23 protein-coding genes and 1 tRNA gene are annotated in these 22,712 nt (G+C 65.7%); 13 read left to right on the plus strand and 11 right to left on the minus strand.

What is annotated here, in order from left to right; genetic code table 11:
* Positions 1-3 precede the first annotated feature (3 nt).
* From FPP74_RS01690 to FPP74_RS01700, 3 genes are all read left to right on the plus strand, one after another.
* A complete protein-coding gene (locus tag FPP74_RS01690; RefSeq protein WP_095276499.1) occupies positions 4-444 on the plus strand; it encodes a metal-sulfur cluster assembly factor in 441 nt (146 codons plus the stop codon).
* Between the two features lie 108 nt (positions 445-552).
* Positions 553-2,181 carry an ABC-F family ATP-binding cassette domain-containing protein gene (locus tag FPP74_RS01695; RefSeq protein WP_095276503.1) on the plus strand — a complete coding sequence of 543 codons (1,629 nt, stop codon included), beginning with the start codon at positions 553-555 and terminating at the stop codon, positions 2,179-2,181.
* Positions 2,182-2,213: 32 nt separating this feature from the next.
* Positions 2,214-2,462 carry a PLDc N-terminal domain-containing protein gene (locus FPP74_RS01700; protein WP_240510628.1) on the plus strand — a complete coding sequence of 83 codons (249 nt, stop codon included), beginning with the start codon at positions 2,214-2,216 and terminating at the stop codon, positions 2,460-2,462.
* Here the strand turns inward: FPP74_RS01700 and FPP74_RS01705 are convergent.
* Both FPP74_RS01705 and FPP74_RS01710 read right to left on the minus strand, forming a co-directional pair.
* On the minus strand, positions 2,459-3,829 hold the full coding sequence (locus FPP74_RS01705; protein WP_095276507.1) for a PFL family protein: 1,371 nt from the start codon (positions 3,827-3,829) through the stop codon (positions 2,459-2,461). The two genes, FPP74_RS01700 and FPP74_RS01705, sit on opposite strands and share 4 nt — an antisense overlap.
* Before the next feature lie 10 nt (positions 3,830-3,839).
* Positions 3,840-4,109 carry an ACT domain-containing protein gene (locus FPP74_RS01710; RefSeq protein ID WP_095545754.1) on the minus strand — a complete coding sequence of 90 codons (270 nt, stop codon included), beginning with the start codon at positions 4,107-4,109 and terminating at the stop codon, positions 3,840-3,842.
* An 84-nt stretch (positions 4,110-4,193) separates the two neighbouring features.
* On the opposite strand from FPP74_RS01710, the gene FPP74_RS01715 reads away from it, so the two are divergent.
* Positions 4,194-4,937, plus strand: coding sequence for an NAD(P)H-binding protein (locus FPP74_RS01715; RefSeq protein ID WP_144716964.1), 744 nt, complete (start codon positions 4,194-4,196; stop codon positions 4,935-4,937).
* A 30-nt stretch (positions 4,938-4,967) separates the two neighbouring features.
* On the opposite strand, the gene FPP74_RS01720 is transcribed toward FPP74_RS01715, so the two are convergent.
* The 3 genes from FPP74_RS01720 to acnA all read right to left on the minus strand — a co-directional run bounded on the left by FPP74_RS01720 (position 4,968) and on the right by acnA (position 9,210).
* Positions 4,968-5,723: a glutamine amidotransferase gene (locus FPP74_RS01720; RefSeq protein ID WP_122085004.1), complete on the minus strand. Its 756-nt coding sequence runs from the start codon at positions 5,721-5,723 to the stop codon at positions 4,968-4,970.
* Between the two features lie 24 nt (positions 5,724-5,747).
* Positions 5,748-6,314 (minus strand): TetR/AcrR family transcriptional regulator, encoded by a 567-nt coding sequence (locus FPP74_RS01725; protein WP_095536166.1) that lies wholly within the window; start codon positions 6,312-6,314, stop codon positions 5,748-5,750.
* Positions 6,315-6,429: 115 nt separating this feature from the next.
* Positions 6,430-9,210 (minus strand): aconitate hydratase AcnA, encoded by a 2,781-nt coding sequence (gene acnA, locus FPP74_RS01730; protein WP_208636479.1) that lies wholly within the window; start codon positions 9,208-9,210, stop codon positions 6,430-6,432.
* 396 nt (positions 9,211-9,606) lie between these two features.
* Here acnA and FPP74_RS01735 point away from each other — a divergent pair, with 396 nt between their 5' ends.
* The 3 genes from FPP74_RS01735 (at position 9,607) to FPP74_RS01745 (ending at position 13,553) form a co-directional block, all read left to right on the plus strand.
* Complete coding sequence (locus FPP74_RS01735) at positions 9,607-10,059, plus strand: DUF6676 family protein (RefSeq protein WP_144716966.1); 453 nt, start codon at positions 9,607-9,609, stop codon at positions 10,057-10,059.
* 545 nt (positions 10,060-10,604) lie between these two features.
* Positions 10,605-12,449 (plus strand): DIP1281 family NlpC/P60 protein, encoded by a 1,845-nt coding sequence (locus FPP74_RS01740; RefSeq protein ID WP_144716968.1) that lies wholly within the window; start codon positions 10,605-10,607, stop codon positions 12,447-12,449.
* 51 nt (positions 12,450-12,500) lie between these two features.
* Complete coding sequence (locus tag FPP74_RS01745) at positions 12,501-13,553, plus strand: ferrochelatase (protein ID WP_144716970.1); 1,053 nt, start codon at positions 12,501-12,503, stop codon at positions 13,551-13,553.
* On the opposite strand, the gene FPP74_RS01750 is transcribed toward FPP74_RS01745, so the two are convergent.
* Entirely contained in the window at positions 13,550-14,335 is a 786-nt protein-coding gene (locus FPP74_RS01750; RefSeq protein WP_144716972.1) for a hypothetical protein, read from the minus strand. The two genes, FPP74_RS01745 and FPP74_RS01750, sit on opposite strands and share 4 nt — an antisense overlap.
* A gap of 52 nt (positions 14,336-14,387) precedes the next feature.
* Here FPP74_RS01750 and FPP74_RS01755 point away from each other — a divergent pair, with 52 nt between their 5' ends.
* From FPP74_RS01755 to FPP74_RS01765, 3 genes are read left to right on the plus strand one after another with little or no spacing between them, the layout of a single operon-like run.
* Complete coding sequence (locus FPP74_RS01755; protein WP_095545747.1) at positions 14,388-15,233, plus strand: DUF3097 domain-containing protein; 846 nt, start codon at positions 14,388-14,390, stop codon at positions 15,231-15,233.
* 20 nt (positions 15,234-15,253) lie between these two features.
* Positions 15,254-15,682: an NfeD family protein gene (locus FPP74_RS01760; RefSeq protein WP_095536594.1), complete on the plus strand. Its 429-nt coding sequence runs from the start codon at positions 15,254-15,256 to the stop codon at positions 15,680-15,682.
* Positions 15,683-16,894: an SPFH domain-containing protein gene (locus FPP74_RS01765; RefSeq protein WP_095536159.1), complete on the plus strand. Its 1,212-nt coding sequence runs from the start codon at positions 15,683-15,685 to the stop codon at positions 16,892-16,894. It begins immediately after the preceding gene.
* 4 nt (positions 16,895-16,898) lie between these two features.
* Here the strand turns inward: FPP74_RS01765 and FPP74_RS01770 are convergent, their stop codons facing one another.
* The 3 genes from FPP74_RS01770 to FPP74_RS01780 form a co-directional block, all read right to left on the minus strand.
* The gene (locus tag FPP74_RS01770; protein ID WP_144716974.1) at positions 16,899-17,453 is read right to left on the minus strand and encodes a MarR family transcriptional regulator; all 555 of its coding nucleotides are present in this window, start codon (positions 17,451-17,453) and stop codon (positions 16,899-16,901) included.
* A gap of 10 nt (positions 17,454-17,463) precedes the next feature.
* Positions 17,464-18,165, minus strand: a complete 702-nt coding sequence (locus tag FPP74_RS01775; protein WP_233126965.1) for a TVP38/TMEM64 family protein — start codon at positions 18,163-18,165, stop codon at positions 17,464-17,466.
* 59 nt (positions 18,166-18,224) lie between these two features.
* A tRNA-Leu gene (locus tag FPP74_RS01780) sits at positions 18,225-18,310 on the minus strand.
* 232 nt (positions 18,311-18,542) lie between these two features.
* Here FPP74_RS01780 and FPP74_RS01785 point away from each other — a divergent pair.
* Both FPP74_RS01785 and FPP74_RS01790 read left to right on the plus strand, forming a co-directional pair.
* Complete coding sequence (locus FPP74_RS01785; protein ID WP_095276558.1) at positions 18,543-19,079, plus strand: YbhB/YbcL family Raf kinase inhibitor-like protein; 537 nt, start codon at positions 18,543-18,545, stop codon at positions 19,077-19,079.
* An 11-nt stretch (positions 19,080-19,090) separates the two neighbouring features.
* Positions 19,091-19,447 (plus strand): hypothetical protein, encoded by a 357-nt coding sequence (locus tag FPP74_RS01790; RefSeq protein WP_095276562.1) that lies wholly within the window; start codon positions 19,091-19,093, stop codon positions 19,445-19,447.
* Between the two features lie 12 nt (positions 19,448-19,459).
* On the opposite strand, the gene FPP74_RS01795 is transcribed toward FPP74_RS01790, so the two are convergent.
* Complete coding sequence (locus tag FPP74_RS01795; RefSeq protein WP_370511781.1) at positions 19,460-20,611, minus strand: quinone-dependent dihydroorotate dehydrogenase; 1,152 nt, start codon at positions 20,609-20,611, stop codon at positions 19,460-19,462.
* Between the two features lie 2 nt (positions 20,612-20,613).
* On the minus strand, positions 20,614-21,705 hold the full coding sequence (locus FPP74_RS01800) for a hypothetical protein (RefSeq protein WP_255456030.1): 1,092 nt from the start codon (positions 21,703-21,705) through the stop codon (positions 20,614-20,616).
* A gap of 85 nt (positions 21,706-21,790) precedes the next feature.
* Between FPP74_RS01800 and FPP74_RS01805 the strand changes: the two genes are divergently transcribed.
* Positions 21,791-22,648: an undecaprenyl-diphosphate phosphatase gene (locus FPP74_RS01805; RefSeq protein ID WP_095536156.1), complete on the plus strand. Its 858-nt coding sequence runs from the start codon at positions 21,791-21,793 to the stop codon at positions 22,646-22,648.
* Positions 22,649-22,712 lie beyond the last annotated feature (64 nt).

The raw sequence follows: 22,712 nt of genomic DNA on the forward strand, positions 1-22,712 counted from the left end.
GACATGGCTGAAGACAACGTCAACGAACAGACCACTGCGGCCGACGCTGACGCTGCCAAAGGCGGCTCCGCGTCGAACTTCGGCGGCGCGGGCGAGCGTCCGCCCCAGACCGATGCACAGCTCAAGCTGGCCGGAGAGGTGGAGGCGTTCCTCCGCGACGTGATCGACCCGGAGCTGGGGATCAACGTCGTCGACCTCGGCCTGGTCTACGACCTGTGGATTGAGGAGCGCGACGGCAAGACGATCGCGTGCATCAACATGACGCTCACCTCGCCGGCATGCCCGCTGACAGATGTGCTCGAAGAGCAGGCGCAGCAGGCCGTGGTGGGCAACACCGAGGCGGACGACATCGTGCTCAACTGGGTATGGATGCCGCCGTGGGGCCCGCAGATGATTACTGAAGAGGGCCGCGAGCAGCTCCGCGCTCTCGGGTTCGCGGTGTAGCACCCCTCGGTGTCCCCCTCACGGTTCGCGCCGTGAGGGGGACCTTTTGCATTGCTGACCCGGCTGACCCTGCGGTGTCGATTTGGGGGTGCTTGCTACAGTGATCCCGTGATTGTCACCAATGATCTCGAAGTCCGCGTCGGCGCACGCACGCTCCTGTCTGCGCCCGGTCAGCACCTGCGCGTGCAGCCGGGCGACCGTATCGGGCTGGTGGGGCGAAACGGCGCGGGCAAGACGACGACCATGCGCATCCTCTCGGGGGAAACGGAACCGTATGGCGGTTCGGTGACGCGTTCGGGCGAGATCGGCTACCTGCCGCAGGACTCCAAAGAGGGTGACATCGAGCAGACCGCACGCGCGCGAGTGCTTTCCGCTCGCGGCCTCGACCAGATCCAGCGCTCGATGGCCAAGCAGCAGGAGATCATGGAGACCACCGACGGGGCGGAGCGCGACAAGGCGATTGCCAAGTTCTCCCGCCTGGAGGAGCGGTACCAGGCGCTCGGCGGCTACGAGGCGAACGCGGAGGCGGCGCAGATTTGCGACAACCTCGGTCTGCCCAGCCGAGTCCTGGACCAGCAGCTGAAGACCCTGTCCGGCGGACAGCGCCGCCGCGTGGAGCTTGCGCAGATTCTCTTCTCCTCGCGCCAGGGGTCGGGCAAGTCGCAGACCACGCTGCTTCTCGACGAGCCCACGAACCACCTCGACGCCGACTCGATTAGCTGGCTGCGCAACTTCCTGTCCAAGCACGAGGGCGGGCTCATCATGATCTCGCACGACGTCGAACTGCTCGACGCCGTGTGCAACAAGGTCTGGTTCCTCGACGCCGTCCGCGCCGAGGCGGACGTGTACAACATGGGCTTTGCCAAGTACAAGGACGCACGCGCACTCGACGAGGCGCGCCGCCGCCGCGAGCGCGCCAACGCGGAGAAGAAGGCGTCTGCGCTGCAGAAGCAGGCGGCAAAGCTCGGTGCGAAGGCCACGAAGGCAGCTGCGGCGAAGCAGATGCTCGCGCGCGCCGACCGCATGATGGAGCAACTCGATGAGGTCCGGGTGGCGGACAAGTTTGCGTCGATTAGCTTCCCCGAGCCAGCGCCGTGCGGCAAGACTCCGCTGTACGGCAAGGGGCTGACCAAGATGTACGGCTCGCTCGAGGTCTTTGCCGGGGTTGACCTGGCGATTGACAAGGGTTCGCGCGTGGTCGTGCTGGGCACCAACGGCGCGGGTAAGACGACGCTGCTGAAGCTGCTGGCCGGTGTGGAGCGCACTGACGGCGAGGGCGGCCTCGTGTCGGGTCACGGGCTGAAGATCGGGTACTTCGCGCAGGAGCACGACACGATCGACGGCGACAAGAGCGTCTGGGAGAACACCATCGAGGCCTGCCCCGACGCCGGCCAGCAGGATCTGCGCGGCCTGCTCGGCGCCTTTATGTTCTCGGGCGACAAGCTCGAACAGCCCGCTGGCACTCTCTCCGGCGGTGAGAAGACGCGCCTCGCGCTCGCCACGCTCGTTTCCTCCCGCGCCAATGTGCTGCTTCTCGACGAGCCCACGAACAACCTGGATCCGCAATCTCGCGAGCAGGTGCTTGACGCGCTCAAGACCTACACCGGGGCCGTCGTCCTGGTAACCCACGACCCGGGGGCGGTGCGCGCGCTCGAGCCGGAGCGCGTGATCATCATGCCCGAGGGCGACGAGGACCTGTGGAGCGACGAGTACATGGAGATCGTGGAGCTGGCGTAGCGGGTTGAGTTCGCCCGGCTAGACTCGCTGGTATGACGAAGAACAACGACCTCATCACCATGTTCCGCGACGCGTGGAACGCCATGTCGAGCGACCAGAAGACCATCGTCGGCATGCTGGCCGCCATTGACGCGCTCGGCAAGGCGCTTGCGCTGCGCGACCTTGCGCGTGCGAAAGACGGCAGGGTGCGCGGCCCGAAGTGGCTGTGGGCGCCCATCATTGGCGCGGTGAACACGCTTGGCTGGGCGGCCTACTTCCTCATCGGGAGGAAGCGCCACTAGTTCCTAAAACCGTGCACCGGCGCCGGGATGAAGCCGCCGCGCCGGATCATCTCGGCGCTGCCCTTCGTGTTCACCGGAATGACCGGCGCGTAGCCGAGCAGTCCGCCGAAGTTCACCTCGTCGCCCGGCTTAGTGCCCGGGACTGGGATGAGGCGTGCGGCGGTGGTTTTATGGTTCATGATGCCGATCGCGGCCTCGTCGGCAATCATGCCCGCGATGGATGCTGCGGAAGTGTCGCCCGGGATGGCGATCATGTCGAACCCGACGGAGCAGATCGAAGTCATGGCCTCGAGCTTGTCCATGGAAATCGAGCCGGAGCGGACCGCGTCGATCATGCCCTGGTCCTCGGAGACCGGGATGAAGGAGCCGGACAGGCCACCGACGCGGGAGCAGGCCATCATGCCGCCCTTTTTCACCGCGTCGTTGAGCAGGGCGAGTGCCGCCGTAGTGCCGTGGGTACCCACCTGCTCGAGCCCAATGTGTTCGAGGATGTGCGCCACGGAGTCGCCGACCTCCGCTGTCGGGGCGAGCGAGAGGTCGACGATGCCAAACGGCACGCCGAGTCGTTCGGCGGCCATGTTGCCCACGAGCTGGCCGGCGCGCGTGATCTTAAACGCGGCCTTCTTGATCTCCTCGGCGATCTCGTTAAGCGACGCACCCTTCAGCGGGGTGATCGCGTTGTCCACCACGCCGGGGCCGGATACGCCGACAGAGACGACGGTGTCCGGCTCCTCGATGCCGTGGAACGCGCCAGCCATGAACGGGTTGTCACCCACGGCGTTGGCAAACACGACGAGCTTCGCGCAGGCGATGGAGGACTCGTCCTTGGTCAGCTCGGCGGCCTCCTTGACTACCTCGCCCATGCGCGCCACGGCGTCCATGTTGATGCCGGCGCGCGAGGTACCCACGTTCACGGAGCCACAGACGGCCTGGGTCACGCTCAGCGCCTCGGGGATCGAGTCGATGAGCCGGCGGTCCGAGGACGTCGCACCCTTTTCCACGAGCGCGGAGTAACCTCCGACGAAGTTCACGCCGAGCTCCGACGCCGCCTTGTCCAGGGCACGTGCGATGTCGACCGGGTTTCCATCCACGCCGGCGGCGACGAGCGAGACGGGGGAGACGGAGATGCGCTTGTTCACGATCGGGATGCCCAGCTCGCGCTCGATGCCCTCGCACACCTCGACGAGGCGGGCGGCGCGTGCGGTGACGCGGTCGTAGACCGCCTGGCAGGTGGCGTCCATGGTGGAGCGGGTGCAGCCGATGAGCGAAATGCCCATGGTTACGGTGCGGATGTCCAGACGGTAGTCCTCGATCATCCTAATGACGTCGAGGATGCGGTTGGATTTGAAGTCGAAGTCTGTAGCCATCGCGCCGCCCCTAGACTTCGTTCATCGCGGTGAACAGGTCCTCGGACTGAATGCGCACGACCACCCCGAGTGCGTCGCCCACTTGGGCCAGGTGGTCCTGGAGCTCGCCCATATCCGGGGTGTCGTCCGGCAGTGCGACGCGCATGACCATGGTGAAGTAGTTGTCCATGAGCGTCTGCGAGACGTCGAGAATGTTCAGGTTGCGTTCTGCCGCGGCGCCTGCGACTGCGGCGATGATGCCAACGCGGTCCGGGCCGGTAGTCGTAATAATTGCGTGCATGAGGGACCATCATAGTGGCACGTACGGACGCGGGTGAGAGTTGCGCCACAGCGAGGCCGCGCCGACTTGGTTACGGTGGGTCGCATGACTGAATCTGCGAACACCCCCAATGCTTCTGCACCCCAACCATTTGCCACCACGGCGTCGGAAACGCCTGAGCGCACCGCGCGTGTGCTCGTCATCGGCGCGGGCGGTCACGTGAGCCGCCACTCGGTGCCGCTGCTAGTCCAGCAGGGCCACGAGGTCACCGGCCTTGTGCGCAATCCCGATCACGTCGCCCGCATCGAGCAGGCGGGCGCGCAGGCAATGGTGCGCGACATCACGGACCTCACGGTAGAGCAGTGGGCGGCGCTGCTGTCCAAGTTTGATGTGGTGGTGTGGTCCGCTGGCGCGGGCGGAAGCTCCGCCGAGGCGACCTACGCTGTGGACCGAGACGCGGCGCTGCGCGTCGTGGAAGCGCTTGAGCAGCTCACCGAGCACACGCCCCGACTTCTCATGGTGTCCTACGCGGGCGCGCGCTTCGCCACCACGGATGATGACGGCGCGTGGTACGCCTACGTCGAGTCCAAAAAGACGGTCGATGTGCGCATCATGGACAGCGACCTCGAGCAGGTCATTCTTGGCCCGGGCATGCTTGTCGACGGCCCCGTGCCCGGCTACGCCACCATCGACCTCGAGGGGGACGACGCCCAGGGCCACCCGCAGACCTCGCGCGAGCTCGTCGCTGAAGTGATCGCCGAGCTGGCTGGTCGCGACAGCGTCGCGGGGATTGCGAACCCATTTGAGTTCCAGAACGGGCAGACCCCGGTGCGCGAGATCGGGCGCTAATCCGCCGCGGGACTCCCTCCAGGGCTCCTGCTACACCTTCGGCGCGTGGGCCGGGCTGCGGTCGAAGCAGTATTGCGCGAAGTTCCGCAGGATCGCGTTGGCCCAGGCAACGTCGTGGTTGGGCAAATCGGCGACGATCCGGGCGTAGTCCTCGGCGGGGAAGTACCCGTAGTTGTAGAAGAAGTCCATCCGGGTGTGCATCGCGGCGGCGTCCATTTCAGCGTGGAACTGGGTGGCCCACACGTGGTCGCCGTAGCGGACCATCTGAACGGGGCAAGTAGGTCCGGTGGCGAGGACGGTAAGCGCCTCCGGGAGGCTGTCTACGTCCGGGTTCTCGGTGTGCCCGGTGAGTGCTGTGAACCGCTCCGTGGCGCCGCGCAGCAGCCTGTCGTGGCGGCCGGCAGCCGTCAGCGCAACGCTCGTCGGGCCTGAGTTCTCCGGATGCGTGTGGCCGACGGTGCCACCGAGGTGATCAACCAGCCACGAGATGCCAAAGCAGACGAAAAATACTGGCAGGCCCGATTCGACGACGCCCGCGAGCACCTCGCTAATGTGGCGCTGCCACGGTGAGTACTCGGCGTTGCTGACGTTGAGCGAGCTGCCGCCGATGATGATCCCGCTAATGGCCTCCAGCGAGCCAACTTCCTCGTCGACCCGGTCCAGGATCTTGAGCTCGACGTCAACCTCGCTCAGGCCGGCGGCGTTGAGGACGTCGTGGTATTCGGCGCGCGCGATCTCGGGTGCGAGCTCGCCTTGTCGCAGGGAGAGGAAAAGCAGCTTGGACATAGCGGTAATTCTATACCGCTTGGTCTATTTTTCACTAACCGGCTTACGGACCGACTGCTCGACGAGCGAGAGCATGGCCTCTAGGCGCTCGACGGGCTCGCCCGCAGCGAGCTTGACCACGAATCCTTCGAACACCGTCTCCAGGTAAGTCTGGACAACGTCGATGGCGACGTCCTCGCGCATGGCTCGGTTGGACACGATGCGATCATGGACAGCTTGGTCCAGAACCTCTTGGTGAGCGCGCCACCGTTGCTCAAACTCCGGGTCGGTGCGGAGCTTGCGGACGATCTCCGCGCGGGTGACAAACCAGTCGTTCTTTTCGCGGTGGTGGAGCATGTCGCGCATCACCTCGACCAGGCCCTGGTTGCTCACCACCGCCGCCTGCCGCTCTGCGTCCTCGCTCGCGATGGCGAGAAACAGCGCTTCCTTATCCGCAAAGTGGTGGAAGATTGCCCCGCGCGTCTTGCCCGTAGCCTGTTCGAGCTTGGCCACGGTAGCGCCTTCGAAGCCGTAGTGGGCGAAGCAGAGCCGAGCGGCATCAATGATTTCTTGGCGCCGACGTGCGAGTTCGCCTTCGCTGACGATGGGCATGCGCGGTGCAATCCTTCCTGTAATAGGGAGTGTGTATTGAATAATTCGGTGGTGAGAAAGCGAAGAGGGGCACCCGGGCGGGAAGCCCGGGTTACCCCTCTACAGGGTCAAGGAGTTAGTTCTTGACCATCTGGCGCAGCACGTACTGCAGGATGCCGCCGTGGCGGAAGTACTCTGCCTCACCAGGCGTGTCGACGCGGACAACTGCGTCGAACTCGACCTTCTCGCCGCCGTCCTTCGTTGCTGCAACGTGGACGGTCTCTGGGATCGTGTCGCCGTCGTTAAAGGCGGTGATGCCCGTGACCTCGAAGGTCTCGGTGCCGTCGAGGCCCAGGGAGCCGTGCGACTGGCCCTCGGGGAACTGCAGCGGCAGCACGCCCATGCCGATGAGGTTCGAGCGGTGGATGCGCTCGAAGGACTCCGCGATGACGGCCTTCACACCGAGCAGGTTGGTGCCCTTTGCGGCCCAGTCGCGGGAGGAACCGGTGCCGTACTCCTTGCCGGCGATGACCACGAGCGGGATGTTCTTCTCTGCGTAGTTCATCGCGGCGTCGTAGATGTACGCCTGCGGTGCGCCCTCCTGGGTGAAGTCGCGGGTGTAGCCGCCCTGCTCGTCCACCAGCTCGTTGCGCAGGCGGATGTTGGCGAAGGTACCGCGGACCATGACCTCGTGGTTACCACGACGGGAACCGAAGGAGTTGTAGTCGTGGCGTGCCACACCGTGCTCGTCCAGGTAGTTCGCCGCCGGGGTGCCCGGCTTGATGGAGGAAGCAGGGGAGATGTGGTCGGTGGTCACTGAGTCGCCGAGCTTGGCCAGCACGCGTGCGCCGGCGATGTCCTCGACTGCCTCCGGCTGCTCCGGCATACCGTCGAAGTACGGAGCCTTGCGGATGTAGGTGGAGTCCTCGTTCCAGTCGAAGGTCTTGCCCTGCGGGATGTCCAGGTTCTGCCACTGCTCGTCGCCCTTGAACACGTCGGCGTAGTCAGCCTCGTACATCTCGCGGGAGATGATGCCGGAGATGGTGCTCTCGATCTCTTCGGTGGACGGCCAAACGTCCTTGAGGAAGACGTCGTTGCCGTCGGCGTCCTGGCCGAGCGGCTGGGCGTCGAAGTCGAAGTCCATGGTGCCGGCAATGGAGTACGCGATAACCAGCAGCGGGGAGGCCAGGTAGTTCATCTTCACGTCGGGGGAGATGCGGCCCTCGAAGTTACGGTTACCGGACAGGACCGCGGTGGCGGTCAGGTCGTACTCGTTGATGGCGTCGGAAACCTCGGTCGGCAGCGGGCCGGAGTTACCGATGCAGGATGCGCAGCCAAAGCCGGTGAGGTAGAAGCCGACTGCCTCGAGGTCCTTCCACAGGTCGCCGCGCTCGTAGTAGCCGTCGACAACCTGGGAACCGGGAGCCATGATGGTCTTGACCCACGGCTTGGCGTGCAGGCCCTTTTCAGCAGCCTTGCGCGCGAGCAGTGCGGCGCCGACCATGACGGACGGGTTGGAAGTGTTGGTGCAAGAGGTGATTGCAGCGATGGCAACCATGCCGTGGTCGAGGGTGTACTCGCCGCCCTGCGGGGACTCGACGATGACCGGCTTGGAAGCGCGGCCCTCGGCGCCGTCAGCGGCGGACTCGCCGTGACCCGGCCAGGACTGGTTGTAGTCCACGGTCTCGGACTTCTCGGCGCGCACCGGCTCGGTGACGTCGTTGCCAGCGGTGTTGTAGTCCGGCAGCTGGGTGCGGAAGGTGCTCTTGGCCTCGGAGAGCAGGATGCGGTCCTGCGGGCGCTTCGGGCCGGCGATGGACGGCACGACGGTGGAGAGGTCCAGCTCGAGGTACTCGGAGTACTCGGCCTCCTCGGCGTCCTGCTCCAGCCACATGCCCTGTGCCTTGGCGTATGCCTCGACGCGGTCGATGTCCTCCTGGTCGCGGCCGGTCAGCTCGAGGTAGTTGATGGTCTCCTCGTCGATCGGGAAGATCGCGCAAGTGGAGCCGAACTCCGGGCTCATGTTGCCGATGGTGGCGCGGTTTGCCAGCGGAATCTGCTTGACGCCGTTGCCGTAGAACTCGACGAACTTCTGCACCACGCCGTGCTCGCGGAGCATCTCGGTGATGGTCAGCACGACGTCGGTAGCGGTCACGCCGACCGGGATCTCACCGGTGAGCTTGAAGCCGACAACGCGGGGGATGAGCATGGACACCGGCTGGCCCAGCATGGCCGCCTCTGCCTCGATGCCGCCGACGCCCCAGCCCAGGATGCCCAGGCCGTTCTCCATGGTGGTGTGGGAGTCGGTACCAATGCAGGTATCCGGGTAGGCAAGGCCCTCGTTGTCAAAGACGACGCGGGAGAGGTACTCAATGTTGACCTGGTGGACGATGCCGGTTCCCGGCGGAACGACGCGGAAGTTGGAGAAGTTCTCAGCACCCCAACGCAGGAACTGGTAGCGCTCCTCGTTGCGCTGGTACTCGATCTCGACGTTCTTATCCAGTGCAGCGTCGGAGCCGAATGCCTCGATGATGACGGAGTGGTCAATGACCATCTCGGCCGGGTTCAGCGGGTTGACCTGGTCCGGGCTGCCGCCGAGATCGCTGACCGCCTCGCGCATGGTTGCAAGGTCGACGACGCAGGGCACGCCGGTGAAGTCCTGCATGAGGACGCGGGCCGGGGTGAACTGGATCTCAATCGACGGTTCTGCCGACGGATCCCAGTTGGCGATTGCCTTGATGTGGTCTTCGGTGACGTTCTTGCCGTCCTCGGTGCGCAGCAGGTTCTCGCCGAGCACCTTCAGGGAGTAGGGCAGCTTCTTCATGCCGTCAACCGCATCGAGGGCAAAGTAGTCGTAGGACTTACCGCCGACCTCGAGGGTCTGCTTAGCGTTGAAGGAGTTCTTGCTTTCAGCCACAGTGAGCTCCATTTCTCGTCGTAATGCAAATCTGGGAACTATGACACGTGATGGTCAACCAATAATGATATGCGACCTCTCACGGTTCCGTCGCCATAATAACAGTACGGTCGTTATGTTTTGCGCTAGGGCGCGCTTATCGACGCCCCCGAGTACCCAAATCCCCTCATCCGCGGGGGCAAACACGCCCGGATAACCACAGCACCTGGGCAAACGCAGCGACGGTGAGGGCGGACCGTGCTCACTCTGACCACACTGCCTACCCCCAAACGCGTGGTAGGTTTCCGGTCGCGCATTGGAAGACCGGAGCGCCAAGCGCGACGGCGAGCCGATTACACTTCGAAACGACGGCGAATGAGAGCGGAAAGGGACGACGTGATTCCAGTAGACGTTGACATGGCGAGTCTGGAAGCCCAGCTCCAGGAGGATGGGATCGCCTTTGGGACGGAAAACCCCGTCAACGTACCGCTCGAAGCCGCAATGCGCGACGCGCTGACGCAAGCACCGTCCGACGACATGGGGGCGGCCGGGCTCGTTGTGCTTGAGCAGACCCCACCGCAGATTGCAGACCTTCGCGACGTCGCACAGGACCTCCTCAATGGCACCGGTTACGACACGGTCGTGGTCCGGACGCCGAACGCCGCTATCGCGGTGAGCGATTCGCTCAGCCGGGCGGCGATCGAGCGCGGGCAAACCGCAATGGTGGCCCAGCCTGACTACCCGCAAGGGGTCGTCGCGTTCGCGGAGGCGGCGCAGGGACACTCCGTGGCGTGGGGGATTGCCGTTGGATCGGTGGTGCTCGCGCTTGCGTGCATCGCGGCGTTGTCCGCCTGGCGCGCACGCCGTTAGCCACCCCCTCAATAAGTCAAGTCGTTCGCCTTGACGGTTTTGTCTTGCATCAAGGGATACGCAGCCGCATCGCGATCCCAGCGCAACGGCCATGGCGACTTGTTCCCCCTGCCGGGAAATGTGTCGAACTTCACACTACTTGTTCGTATCGGCTATATCTGCTGTACCTGGCGCTATCAGGTCATGTGAAAAGCCTTGACTGTTGTGGTTTTTGGTAAAGATTGTGCCACAAGTTGATTACGTGTCGTATGGTCTTGCTGTCGGCTCGTGAGCTGAATGCAACACCAATCGTTTCAGGCCTTACTCCTTGACTGAACTCGTCATTCGGTCAAGGCCCCGGTTCGGGCATGTGGGGAAGCACGCCAAGAACCAGGCCGGTAACGAAGGTGGGGCTGAAGGCTCGCGTGCCTGCATCAGTAGTCAACCCATTAGGGCTGCGCGTCAAGGCTGCAGGCTAGTCACCTGTGGCGGTGAATCGTCGAGAAGCACTTTGCTCCTCGCTTGATTTGTCATGCCTGGGCGCGCGGCGTGAGGAGCCCCATTCCGTGGTAGAACCATCGAGGTTCACCCGGTCGGGTCGCGCGCGCATTGCGCTCGGCACGATCGCGTGTTCCACAACTCTGTCTCTCGCGGCGACGCTGGTCACCCCAGTGGCAACCGCGCAACCTGCGTCCATGACGGAGCTGGTCACCAGCATTTCGCAGGCGCAGTCCAACATCGATGACCTGAATTTGAACATCGGCGACCTGCAGGAAAAGGTCAATCAGGCGCTCGTGGACCTCAAGGACGCCCAAGGCCGCGCCGAGCAGGCTCGCCAGGGTGCAGAGGAAGCGAAGAAGCGCCTGGAGGCCTCGGAACACGCCGTCGAGGAGGCGCGAGCAGCGCTCGACGAGGTCACGCGGTCGCAGTACCGCGGCGCCGGCCAGAGCGGCGGGCTCGACATGGCCACCAGCGGTGACGCCCAGAAGGACGTGCTCGACCGTTCGCTGTACCTGCGTCAGCGCAGCGACGAACGCCGGGCGAAGCTCGACGAGGTCGAGCGCGCACGCACCGAGGCAGCCAACGAGGCGTCGATCCAGCGCAAAGCGAGCCAGCTCGCCGAGTCGACCGCCAGCGAGGCGGAGGCCGCGGAGGCCGAGGCCCGCGAGCTGCTCGACTCCACCAGCGAGGCCCTGGCCGAGCAGCGTCGGGAGCGTGATCGGGCGCAGTCCGAGTTGGACAGCGCTCAGGCGTCGTTAGCCGAGCAGCGCCAGGCGTCGGGATCGGCCCCCCAGACCGATGCGAGCGAGTCCGGTAGCCCGACTGAGGCGGCGGACTCGGGCGAGACGGCGGCACTTGCAACCTCCCAGACGGCTGAGTCGGAGGGGGCGCAGCAACAGTCCGCGCAGGGCCAAGCCGCGCAGCCGAGCATTGAAGCGTCCGCTGCCGCCCCTGAGCAGCAGGTCACTGCTGACGAGATCCCCGAGGACGTGGTGCTTCGCGTCGAGCAGCACGCGGCGGACATCGATCCCTCGGTCGCACAGCTGAGCTCGGAGACGGTCGCGCAAGCCCTCACCAACGCCGCCGCAGCGAACGGGGAGAGCCTGCAATCGGAGCCGGAGGCGGGCGCAGCCGGCGCACCCGACGCGCCAGCGCCGTCCTTCGGCGGCATGTCCAGTGACCTGAACATCTCCGAAGACACCATCGCCGCGGCGGCAGGAATCATCGCCGCCGCCGCGATGGTTGGCGCGACCCAAGCCAACCACACAAGCCTGGAAAGCCCGTACGGCTCCTCGAGCGACAGCGAGGTCATCGCGGCGTTCGCCGGCGGGCTGAGCGACGCGCTCGGCGCCGGTGGGGCCGCGCAGGTGAACCAGACCTCGGACGAAGAATCCGCATCCACTGGCACCACTGACAATCTCAACTCCGTGCTCCCGGAGGTCGACTCCGCAGCAACGGTCTCGGACACGATTCAGAGCGCCGTGAGCAAGGCCAGCGGCTCGCAGAGCGCCTCTAGCTCCGGCTCCATCGAGACCGTGATCGCCCGCGCCCAATCCGCCATCGGCACCCCGTACGTGTGGGGCGGCGGTGACGCCAACGGTCCGACCACGGGCGTGGACGGCGGCAGCCAGGCGGGCTTCGATTGCTCGGGCCTCGTGCTCTACGCCTTCGCTGCGGTGGGCATTTCGCTGCCCCACTACACCGGGTACCAGTACCAGCGCGGCACCCAGGTGCCGGCGAGCGAGGCGCAGCGCGGCGACCTCCTGTTCTGGGGTCCGGGCGGCAACCAGCACGTGGCCATCTATCTTGGCGACGGCACCATGATCGAGGCCCCGCAGGCCGGGCAGAACGTGCAGATTTCCCCGGTGCGTTATTCCGGAATGGCCCCGAACGCGGTGCGTTTGCTCTAGGCGGCGAAGCGGTGTGACGCCGCGGATCGCCACCGCACTACCATCAGTGGCATGAAGTTATCTGACTACGATGCACTCCTCGTCCTTTCCTTCGGCGGCCCCGAAGGAAAGGACGAGGTTATTCCGTTTTTGGAGAACGTCACGCGCGGCCGGGGCATTCCCAAGGAACGGCTGGCTACCGTCGGCGAGCACTACTTCCACTTTGGCGGTGTGAGCCCCATTAACCAGCAGAACCGCACGCTGATCACCAACATCAACGCCGAGCTGGAGCGCCGCGGGATCGAGTTGCCCGTCTATTTTGGCAACCGCAATTGGCACCCGTTTGCCGAGGACACCGCGAAGCAGCTCGCCGCAGGCGGCGCGCGCCGCGTCCTCGTCTTCGCCACGAGCGCGTGGGGCGGCTATTCCGCCTGCAGGCAGTACGACGAGGACATCCAGCGCATGCGCGAGGTGGCACCCGAGGTCGAGTTCACCAAGCTGTGGCAGTTTTACGGCAACGAGGCGTTCATCGACCAGGTGGCGGCAGGCCTCAAGGAGGCGCTCGCGCAGGCGCAGGGGAAGGACTACCGGGTGCTGTTTACCGCCCACAGCGTGCCCACGGCGGCCGATGTCGCCTCGGGCGGCCCCGATAACGCAAACCTCTACTCCCGGCAGGTCGCGGAGGCCGCGCGGCTCGTCGCGGAGCGCGCTGGCGCGCCCGACTACGAGGTGGTCTGGCAATCCAGGTCGGGCAACCCGGCCACGCCGTGGCTCGAGCCGGATGTGGTGGACCGGGCGGAGGCGCTTGCCGACGCCAACGTGCAGCACCTCATCTGCGTCCCCATCGGGTTCATTACGGACCACATGGAGGTCGTGTGGGACCTGGACACTGAGCTGCAGCACGCCTGCGACAACCGCGGGGTCACGCTGGACCGCGTCGCGACCGTCGGGCTGACCCAGGAGTTTGCGTCCATGGTCGTCGACATCGCGGAGGCGGTCGCCCGGGGCGAGCAACCAGCGAGCCTGTCGACGCTCACCGTCCAGGGCTGCACCCGCAACGGCGCCCCGTGCTGCGAAGGGTGCTGCGAGCCGCAGAAGCGGCCCGCCCGCGCGCTCAACGGCTAAGCACCGCCGGTGGACCCCGCGTACTCGCGCTGGTAGTCCACCACCGCGTCGGCGACGCCTGCCATGCGGGCGGTACGGATATGGCGCCACAGCGCGAAGAGCTGGGGGTCGAAGGAGTGATCGTCCAACCGGTCGGTCACTGTCTCAATGATCGCCGCCACCCGGTCAGCACGGGCGAACAGCTTCGCCGCGCGCGGCGTGACGCCCGCAGGCAAGCCGGGTGTGTCGTAGAAGTCCGCGAGCGTCCCCACAGTCAGGCGCGGGTGGGGGAGTTCGCGAAGTACTTGGTTTGCGGGGTTGGCGGAGCGGGTGGCGTCGATAAGCACTGCTGCCTGGTTGGTTGCCTGGGACAGGAGCGCGTCGGCCTCGCCGGGGCTGAGCCACGCGGGCTCCGGGAGCCGGCGGGACTCCTCGAACCACCGCCAGTGCACGGACGCGCCCGTGTACTCGGGGACGAGGATGTGCGATTGGTCCGCGCCACGGACGACGATCGCGCCGGCCGGGGTGAGAGCTTCCATAGCGGGGCTGCCTGCGATGAGTCCGGCGGCCTGGCCCGGTCCCCAGAGGATGAGGCGGACCGCTGGACCCGGGGTGTCCAGGTCGGCTGCGGCGCGGACGTCGCGAAGCAGCGGCAACAACGGGCCGCCGAGGTATTCGTGGGTGCCGCCGAGGTCGCGCAAGGAGTCCATGGTTTCGTCGCTGGATTCGACGTTGTACAGCCATGCGGCGAGCCACACGGCAGTGTTCTGGAGCGGTGAATAAACCTCGGCACGAGTTTGCATCCGGGGTATCCTAACAGGAACCGGGGGTTGGGGAAGATACACTCTGGTCACTATGAGCTATGACGACCGCTACGGAGCAGACATTTTTCAGGGTCATGCGCGACGCAAGCGCCCGACCTACCCGGAGATGCCGGCAAAGCCCGGGATCATCGTCGAGATCGTGGGCAACGACTTCGTTGGGGCCGTCATCGGCTTTGAGCGCACCTACGACGGCGACTTCGTCCGCCTCGAAGACCGCTACGGCACCGAACGACTGTTTAAGATGCTGCCCGGCGCGTTCATGGTGGAGGGACAGCGCGTCACGCTCACCCGCTACGTGCCCAAGCAGGACTCCGGGCCGAAGCGCTCCAACTCGGGGTCCCGAAAGGTTGAAAATGTCCGCGCGAAGGTGGCCATGCCGAGCCGGATCTGGGTCGAGGGCATTCACGACGCCGCGATTGTGGAAAAGGTCTGGGGCCACGACCTCCGCGTCGAAGGCGTCGTCGTGGAGTACCTCGAAGGGTTGGACAACCTCCAGGCGCGCCTAGACGAGTTTCAGCCGGGGCCTGGGCGCCGAATCGGCGTGCTCGCAGACCACCTCGTCGAGGGCACGAAGGAGTCGCGCCTGGTCCGCAACGTCGGCGAACACGTGCTCGTGACGGGGCACCCATACATCGACATTTGGGCCGCGGTGAAGCCGGAGAAGCTGCGAATCCCCGCCTGGCCAGACGTGCCGTACGGGGAGGACTGGAAGACGGGCGTGTGCAAACGCCTCGGCTGGTCGGACCCGAAGGATGGGTGGCGCCGTGTGTACTCGGCGGTGGAGACGTTCCGCGATCTCGACTCGACCCTGATCGGCGCCGTAGAACGGCTCGTCGACTTTGTCACCAATCCAGAGTTGTCCAAAGAGGATCTGTAAGCTCCTGTAACCTTGAGCACGTGGGAGCACTCGTTTGGTTTGTCGCAGCAGCTGTCCTCGCCGGCCTTGAATTGGCGGTGGGTGAGTTCACGCTACTCATGCTCGGGGCCGGCGCACTCACTACCGCCGGGGTGGCACTGGCCGGGGTTCCGCTGTGGGCGGAAGTCCTCGCGTTCGTCGCCTCCTCGGCGGCGTTCTGGTTTTTCTTGCGGCCTTACCTGCACAAGCGCTACCACCAGCCGAAGGTGTACGACGATTCCCCGCGAGCCCTGGTGGGGCAGCGCGCGGAGGTGCTCGAGGCCTTCGGCCCCACGGGCGGCCAGGTCCGGATGGACGGTTCCATCTGGTCCGCGAGGTCGCTGGATCCGGCGGACACGATCGTCGCCGGCGATATTGTCACAGTGGCAGACATTGACGGCCCTGTCGCGGTCGTCTGGAAGGAACGTTAGATGGGCCCAACTATTGTCCTCGTCGTCATCATTGCGCTGGTGGCGGCGCTCCTCTTCGCATCGGTGAAACTGATTCCACAGGGTGAAGCCGCGGTGATCGAGCGGCTTGGCCGCTACACCCGCACGGTCTCCGGTGGCTTGACCCTCCTCATCCCGTTCATTGACTCCGTCCGCGCACGCGTGGACACCCGCGAGCGCGTCGTGTCCTTCCCGCCGCAGGCCGTGATCACGCAGGACAACCTCACCGTCGCCATCGACACGGTGGTCACGTTTCAGATCAACGATCCCGCCAAGGCCATCTACGGCGTGGACAACTATCTTGTCGGCGTGGAGCAGATTTCTACCGCCACACTGCGCGACGTGGTTGGCGGCATGACGCTTGAAGAGACGTTGACCTCCCGCGAAACCATCAACCGCCGCCTGCGCGGCGAACTTGACGCGGCCACCGGCAAGTGGGGCCTTCGTATCAGCCGAGTTGAGCTTAAGGCCATTGAACCGCCGCCGTCGATCCAGCAGTCCATGGAGATGCAGATGAAGGCGGACCGAGAAAAGCGCGCAATGATCCTCACCGCAGAGGGCAGGCGCGAATCCGACATCAAAACTGCCGAGGGCGAGAAGCAAGCACGCATCCTCTCCGCCGAGGGCGAGAAGCACGCCGCCATTCTGAACGCGGAGGCGGAGCGTCAGGCTATGATCCTGCGCGCAGAGGGCGAGCGCGCCGCGAAGTACTTGGCCGCACAGGGCGAGGCACGCGCGATCCAGAAGGTCAACGCGGCCGTGAAGTCCTCAGGCGTCACACCGGAGCTCCTGGCGTACCAGTACCTGGAGAAGCTGCCCAAGATCGCGGAAAACGAAGCGGCCACGATGTGGATGATCCCGTCCCAGTTCGGCGATTCGCTGCAGCAGTTTGCGCAGGCGTTCGCGGGCAAGGGCGAGGACGGCGTGTTCCGCTACGAACCTGCAAACGTGGACGAGGAAACCAAGGAGATGGCGGAGGCGGAAAACACGGACTCCTGGTTCGACACCTCGACCGACCCGGAGCTGGCTAAGGCGCTCGCCGAGGCCCGCGCGGTAGCCAACAAGCATGTCGACGACCCGGATCCGACGCAAGACGCCCCGCAGGTTGCCCCGGGAAGCAGTCGCCGTGAACTCGGTGCGGGCCCGCAGGATCCGCTGCCAGCCGACGAACCGAATCGCCCGTATCAGGGGTAGCGCATCAAGCGCTTTGCGACGCCTGCGTGAGCAAGTTTAGCGCCAGCTTCCACCCCGACTGCTCCGCCTGCCAGCCGGCGGCCTGCAGCCGCTGGCTCATCGCCTGCTTGGAGATGCCCAGCTCCGCAGCCGCTTCGTTCTGATTGAGGCCGCCTCGCACCAGCGAGGTGGCCTCTCGGCCTTCCAGGGTGCGCTTGTGCAGCACGTAGCCCAGAAGCGCGAACGTCGCCTCGATGTCGTTTGCGGAGGTGCCCGGGTCCGGCGTGTCCACTACGACCTTCACCTGCGCGGGTCGCGTGCCCACCGCGTCCGTCGCCGCGAAGACGGCGCGTCCGTGTCCCGTGATCCCCAGGCCGATGGCCCAGTCGCCGTCGGAGAGTAGCGCCATGATCACGTTGAGCGCGTGCTCGGGCCCGACGACATCGGCGCGGATGTCCTCCACGCTGCACAGTTCAAACTCGCCGACGCCAGGCAGCGTCGCGAGCGCCTCAGCCGAGCGCCGCACGACCTCGGCGCGCGCCTTATCCCTTCCCCGGTACCTCGCGTGGACTGCAATCATGACCGAGATGTTACGCCTGGTCTACGTTCAGGCCTTTACTCTTCGGGGTGGGCGTGTCGCGGGTGGGCATGGTGGCGTCGATAAGCAAGCCCCCGACACCCAGCACCGCTAACACGACAACGGCGACGATGACCCACGGGTTGGCGTGGCCCGTGAGCGTGTCTCCGAAGACTGCGACGAGCACGGTGTTGGGCGCTGAGCCGAGGAGCGTGGCGATGGCGAAGGGAAGGACGCGTACACGGGTGAGTGCTGCGGCATAGTTCATGATGGAGAAGGGGACTCCAGCGATCATGCGCAGGCTGGTCACGGCCAGCCAGCCGCGCTGCTCCAGGCGCGCGTTGATCTTTTGCACGGCGGGGTGGGTGAGGCGGGGTTCGACCCAATCGCGCAGCAGGAATCGCACGATGAGGAGCGAGATGACCGCGGCGACCGTGGTCGCCGTCAGCGAGAGCGCGATGCCGAGCCCGGTGCCGAAGAGGATGCCTGCAGACAGTGTCATGACCGTCCGCGGGATGGGGAACTGCGTGATGAGTACGTAGAGCAGCCAGAAAACGAGCGGGAACCAGGGGCCGGTCGATTCCGCCCACGTGCGGAGCGTGGCGAGGGAGGGGACGTCCAGGAGCCACCACGCCGCAACGAACCCCACCGCAGCGAGCGCGAGCAGCGCGATCCGACCGGTTGAGGGGCGCGCTGTAGGTTGACGCTGCGCCACCGCCAAACCTCCTTGTACAAAAAGAAAACCGGCCTCCATCGTAGGAGGCCGGTCGGTTGTGCCCGAGGGGGGACTTGAACCCCCACGTCCGTTAATAGGACACTAGCACCTCAAGCTAGCGCGTCTGCCATTCCGCCACCCGGGCCGGGTGTTTCAACCTCTCGGCTGGGCACTTGAAACACTATAAGGTGCACGGCGTAAAACACACAAATCGCCTGCACAACGCCGCTTTTTAGGGTGCAATGGACACAATTGCGCTTCCAAACCACACCCTTGGCATTCTGCCGCTCCCGCCCATCACGCATCACGCCGTGATCCCACAGAACTTTTAGTGAAAATCATGGCGAAAGTCACAGCGCTGGGGTAGAAATATCTGTATGACTGCTTCCTACGTTTCAGACCGTTTTCCCGGCCCGGACCCGTACGCAGCGTTGAAGGACCTGCCGTCGTTCCCGCTTAGCTCCACCGACTTCGAGGACGGCGCCGAGCTGCCCGACTCCCTGGTCGGCGACGATGCCACGTCGCCTCAGCTGGCCTGGTCCGACCTTCCGGAGGGGACCAAGTCCCTGGCCATTACGTGCTACGACCCAGACGCGCCGACGACCTCTGGCTTCTGGCACTGGGCCGCGTTCAACATTCCGGTGAGCACGCAGTCCATTGCGACCGGCGATGCGTCCAAGGAGGACTTGGGCGTCGGTGCGATCCAGCTGGTTGGTGATTCGGGCGCGCCTGGCTTCTACGGCGCGAACCCGCCCGCGGGGCACGGCCCGCACCGCTACCTGTTCGCGGTGCACGCGGTCGACGTGGAGGAGCTGCCGGCGGACCAGATCGCGAACCCGACGCAGCTCGGCTTTAACCTGTACTTCCACAGCGTGGGCCGCGCGATCGCGTGGGGCTGGACCGAGACCAAGTAGACCGATCCGTCATGGCCCCGCTTCAACTTCGCGTCGGCGGAGCGTTTATCACGCTCGCCGCCGCGCTCTTCCTCTTTACTATTCTCTCGGTCTTGCGTGGTGAGGAGCTCTTTGCCCTCACACTCCAAACCCTGACCGTCCTCATCGCTGCGGTGATCATCGGCGCGTTCGCTACGGTGAGCACCTCACACGAGGGTTCGCGCACGCAGGTCGCCGCGCTTATTATCGCGCTCGTGCTCATCGGCTTGGGCGTCGCGTTGCCTACGCACACGCTCTTCTACACGCAGACGTACTGGCCCGCCCTGTGGGGCGTCGCAGCGTTACTCTGCGCCATCGTGCTGCGACGCACTACGCGCCCACGGGCGTAAGCGGGGGAGCGACTACCGCAGGTAGGGCAGCTCGCTGCCCACCGCCTGCGCGATGTTTTCCAGCCCGTGGGCGCGCACCTGCGCCGCGATCCCGCGGTGAATACGGCTGATCCAGGCCGGACCGCCGTAGATGAACCCGGTGTAGCCCTGGAGAAGGCTGGCGCCTGCGGCGATGCGCTCCCACGCCTGCTCCGGCGTGGAAATACCCCCAACGCTCATGAGCGTCAGCTGGTCGCCCACGCGCGCGTGCAGCCGGCGCAGGACCTCAAGGGCGCGATCGTTCAGCGGCGCGCCTGAGATGCCACCGGCGCCCATCGCTTCCACCTCATCCGCGGGGGTGCGCAGGCCCTCGCGCGAAATGGTCGTGTTGGTGGCCACGATGCCGGCGAGCCCCAGCTCCACGGCCAGGTCGGCGACCGCGTCGATGTCCTCGTCGGAGAGGTCCGGGGCGATCTTGACCAGCACCGGAGTGGCGGTGGACTCTGCAACGACGGAGAGGATCGGGCGCAACTCCTCAACCGCCTGGAGGTCGCGCAGGCCGGGCGTGTTTGGCGAGGACACGTTTACCACCAAGTAATCAGCGTGCGGCCCCAGCACGGTGGCGCCGGCCCGGTAGTCCGCCACCGCGTCGGTCGCCGTCTTGTTCTTGCCGATGTTGATGCCCACAATGTCGTCCGACTTCCGGGCGTCCAGGTTCAGCGCGGCGGGCAGGGCGCCGTCGTTGTTGAACCCCATGCGGTTGAGGATCGCTTTGTCCGCGGGGAGGCGGAACAGGCGCGGAGCCGGGTTACCGGGCTGCGCCTTCGGCGTGACCGTCCCGACCTCCGCGTAGCCAAAGCCGAGCGCGCCCCACGCGTCGAGGGACGACGCGTTCTTGTCAAAGCCGGCGGCAAGGCCCAGCGGCGCGGGGAAACGAACGCCAAAGCACTCCTGCTCGAGCGCGGAGTCGTGCACGCGCACGACGCGCTCCGCGAGTCGGTTCACCGGGCTCGCCACGTGCAGCGCGCGCAAGCCTGCGTTGATGATCCCGTGGATGCGCTCGGGCGGAAGGAGGAACATCGCCTTCAGCGCGGCGGCGTACGCCGCGTCGTAGGCCGCTTCGGAAGCCTTCGTCAGTTGCGTACCGTCGGGCAGGGAGTGCATTGCTTTCTGGAGAAACGTCATGATTAACCCTCGTTGTGCTGGGAGGAAGGAGACTGTTGGGTCGGGGCGTCGGCCGCTGCGGTCGCCGCCGGCAGTTCGTCGAGGTGGAGCTCGTCCGGCTCAACGACCTGGAGGCCGCCGCCGGAGGCGGAGGCGATGAGCAGCGTGGCGTCGTCAAGCGTGGCAATGCTCTGCGCATCGCCCACCGTGGCCAGCTCACCCCGCTGAAGCGGAACGCCGCGCGAGATGTCGTAGCCGGTGGCGGTGTTCGTCGCCGTCGAGGTGACCCACGCGACCTGGTTGCTGTTGTCCCAGGCGGCGTCCCACGGGCTCTCCGGGACCGGGGCCATCTGGTGCAGACGGATGATGTCGTCGGTGGTGTAGACGAGGAGCTGGTCGCCCGTGGCGTCGGCGGCAAGCAGCAGACCATTCGCCCCGGCGGCGATCTTGCCCACCCCGAGACCTGCGCGCAGTGTGCCGCCCTGGCGCCCGTTGCCCCAATCGATGTCCTGGACGGTGGTGTCGAAGCGGTTGGTACGCACAACGCTGTCCGCCTGGCCGTCGACGGGTATGGCCTGGAGCTGGTCGGTCTCGCGCGCCACCGAGAAGGTGTCCGCGAGCTCACCGTCGCGGTAGAGCCAGACATCGCGCTCGCTGTTGCTGCCGGCGAGCACGTCACCACTGGAAGTCACCGTCGCGGACGTTACGCGCTCATCCACATCGAGCGTGTCCGCCTGCCCGGGGTCATCGGCGCGCACCAGCATGATCGAGGTGCCGCAGCCCAGCGCGAACGTGCCCGCGTTTGCAGAGACATCGCCGCACTCGCCGGAAAGCGGATGCGCGGCGGCGCTGCCGTCCCGCAGCTGGTCGAGGGTGCCCACCGTGAGTGCATTGGCGGTGCGGACGGCGATCACGCCGTCGGTGGTGTCGAGGTCTTCGATGGCGTCGAAGGGGAAGACCGTCCCGGCGGGGTCCGCGGCCTGCGGCGACGGATCGGGCGTCGCGTTGCCCATGCTTTCTTCCAGCTGGTCACCCGTCACATCCGAACCGCAGGCGACGAGCGCCAAGGACGTCGCGGCCGCGAGCGCAACGGCAAATCTCTTTCCGTATTTCACAACCCCTAACCCTAGCAACCTGCCAGCTTCGCTCCGGCCGTGTGTGTTCGGTCCCTGCAGCCACTCGCGGGTAGTGTGTTCTGCCATGACTGATCCGACACAGTTGGCCGAATCCATGTCCTGGGTTCAGGTCATCGTCCTCTCTATCGTGCAAGGGCTCACCGAGTTCCTCCCGGTCTCTTCGTCCGGGCACCTCCGCATCGTCTCGCAGCTCTTCTGGGGCGAAGACGCCGGCGCGAGCTTCACCGCCGTCATTCAGCTGGGGACCGAGCTCGCGGTCCTGGTCTACTTTGCCAAGGACATCTGGCGCTACCTCTCCGGCTGGTTCGTCGGCCTTGCAAACAAGGACAAGCGCGGTTTTGACTACCGCATGGGCTGGATGGTCATCGCCGGCACCATCCCCGTCGCTGTGTTGGGCGTCCTTCTCAAGGACCTCATCCGAGACAACTTCCGCAACCTCTGGATTACCGCGACGGTGCTCATCATTTTCTCGCTCGTCTTCATTCTTGCGGAGCGCCGCGGCACCAAGACCCGCGGCTTCGAGGACCTGACCATGAAGGACGCCGTGCTCATGGGCTTCTGGCAGTGCCTCGCGCTGATTCCGGGCGTCTCCCGCTCCGGCGGCACCATCTCCGGCGGCCTGTTCCTCAACCTCGAACGCGAGGTGGCCACCCGCTTTAGCTTCCTGCTCGCCATTCCCGCAGTGCTCGCGTCGGGCCTCTTTTCGCTTCCCGACGCCTTCAACCCCGAAAGCGGACAAGCCGCCAGCGGCAGCCAACTCCTCATTGGTTCCGCCATCGCGTTCGTCCTTGGCTACGTCTCCATCGCCTGGCTGCTGAAGTTCGTGTCCAACCACTCCTTCGCCTGGTTCGCCGCGTACCGCATCCCGCTCGGCCTCGTGGTCATGCTGCTGCTGGGAACCGGCGTGATGGCGGCCGGCTAAGAGCCATGGGGCCAGCGCACAGCGTCGATTAGCGGCGCCCCCGGCAGCAGTGGGTAGGGTAGTG

Source organism: Corynebacterium sp. NML180780, from assembly GCF_007786415.1.
In the GTDB taxonomy this organism is placed as follows: Bacteria; Actinomycetota; Actinomycetes; order Mycobacteriales; family Mycobacteriaceae; genus Corynebacterium; species Corynebacterium gottingense.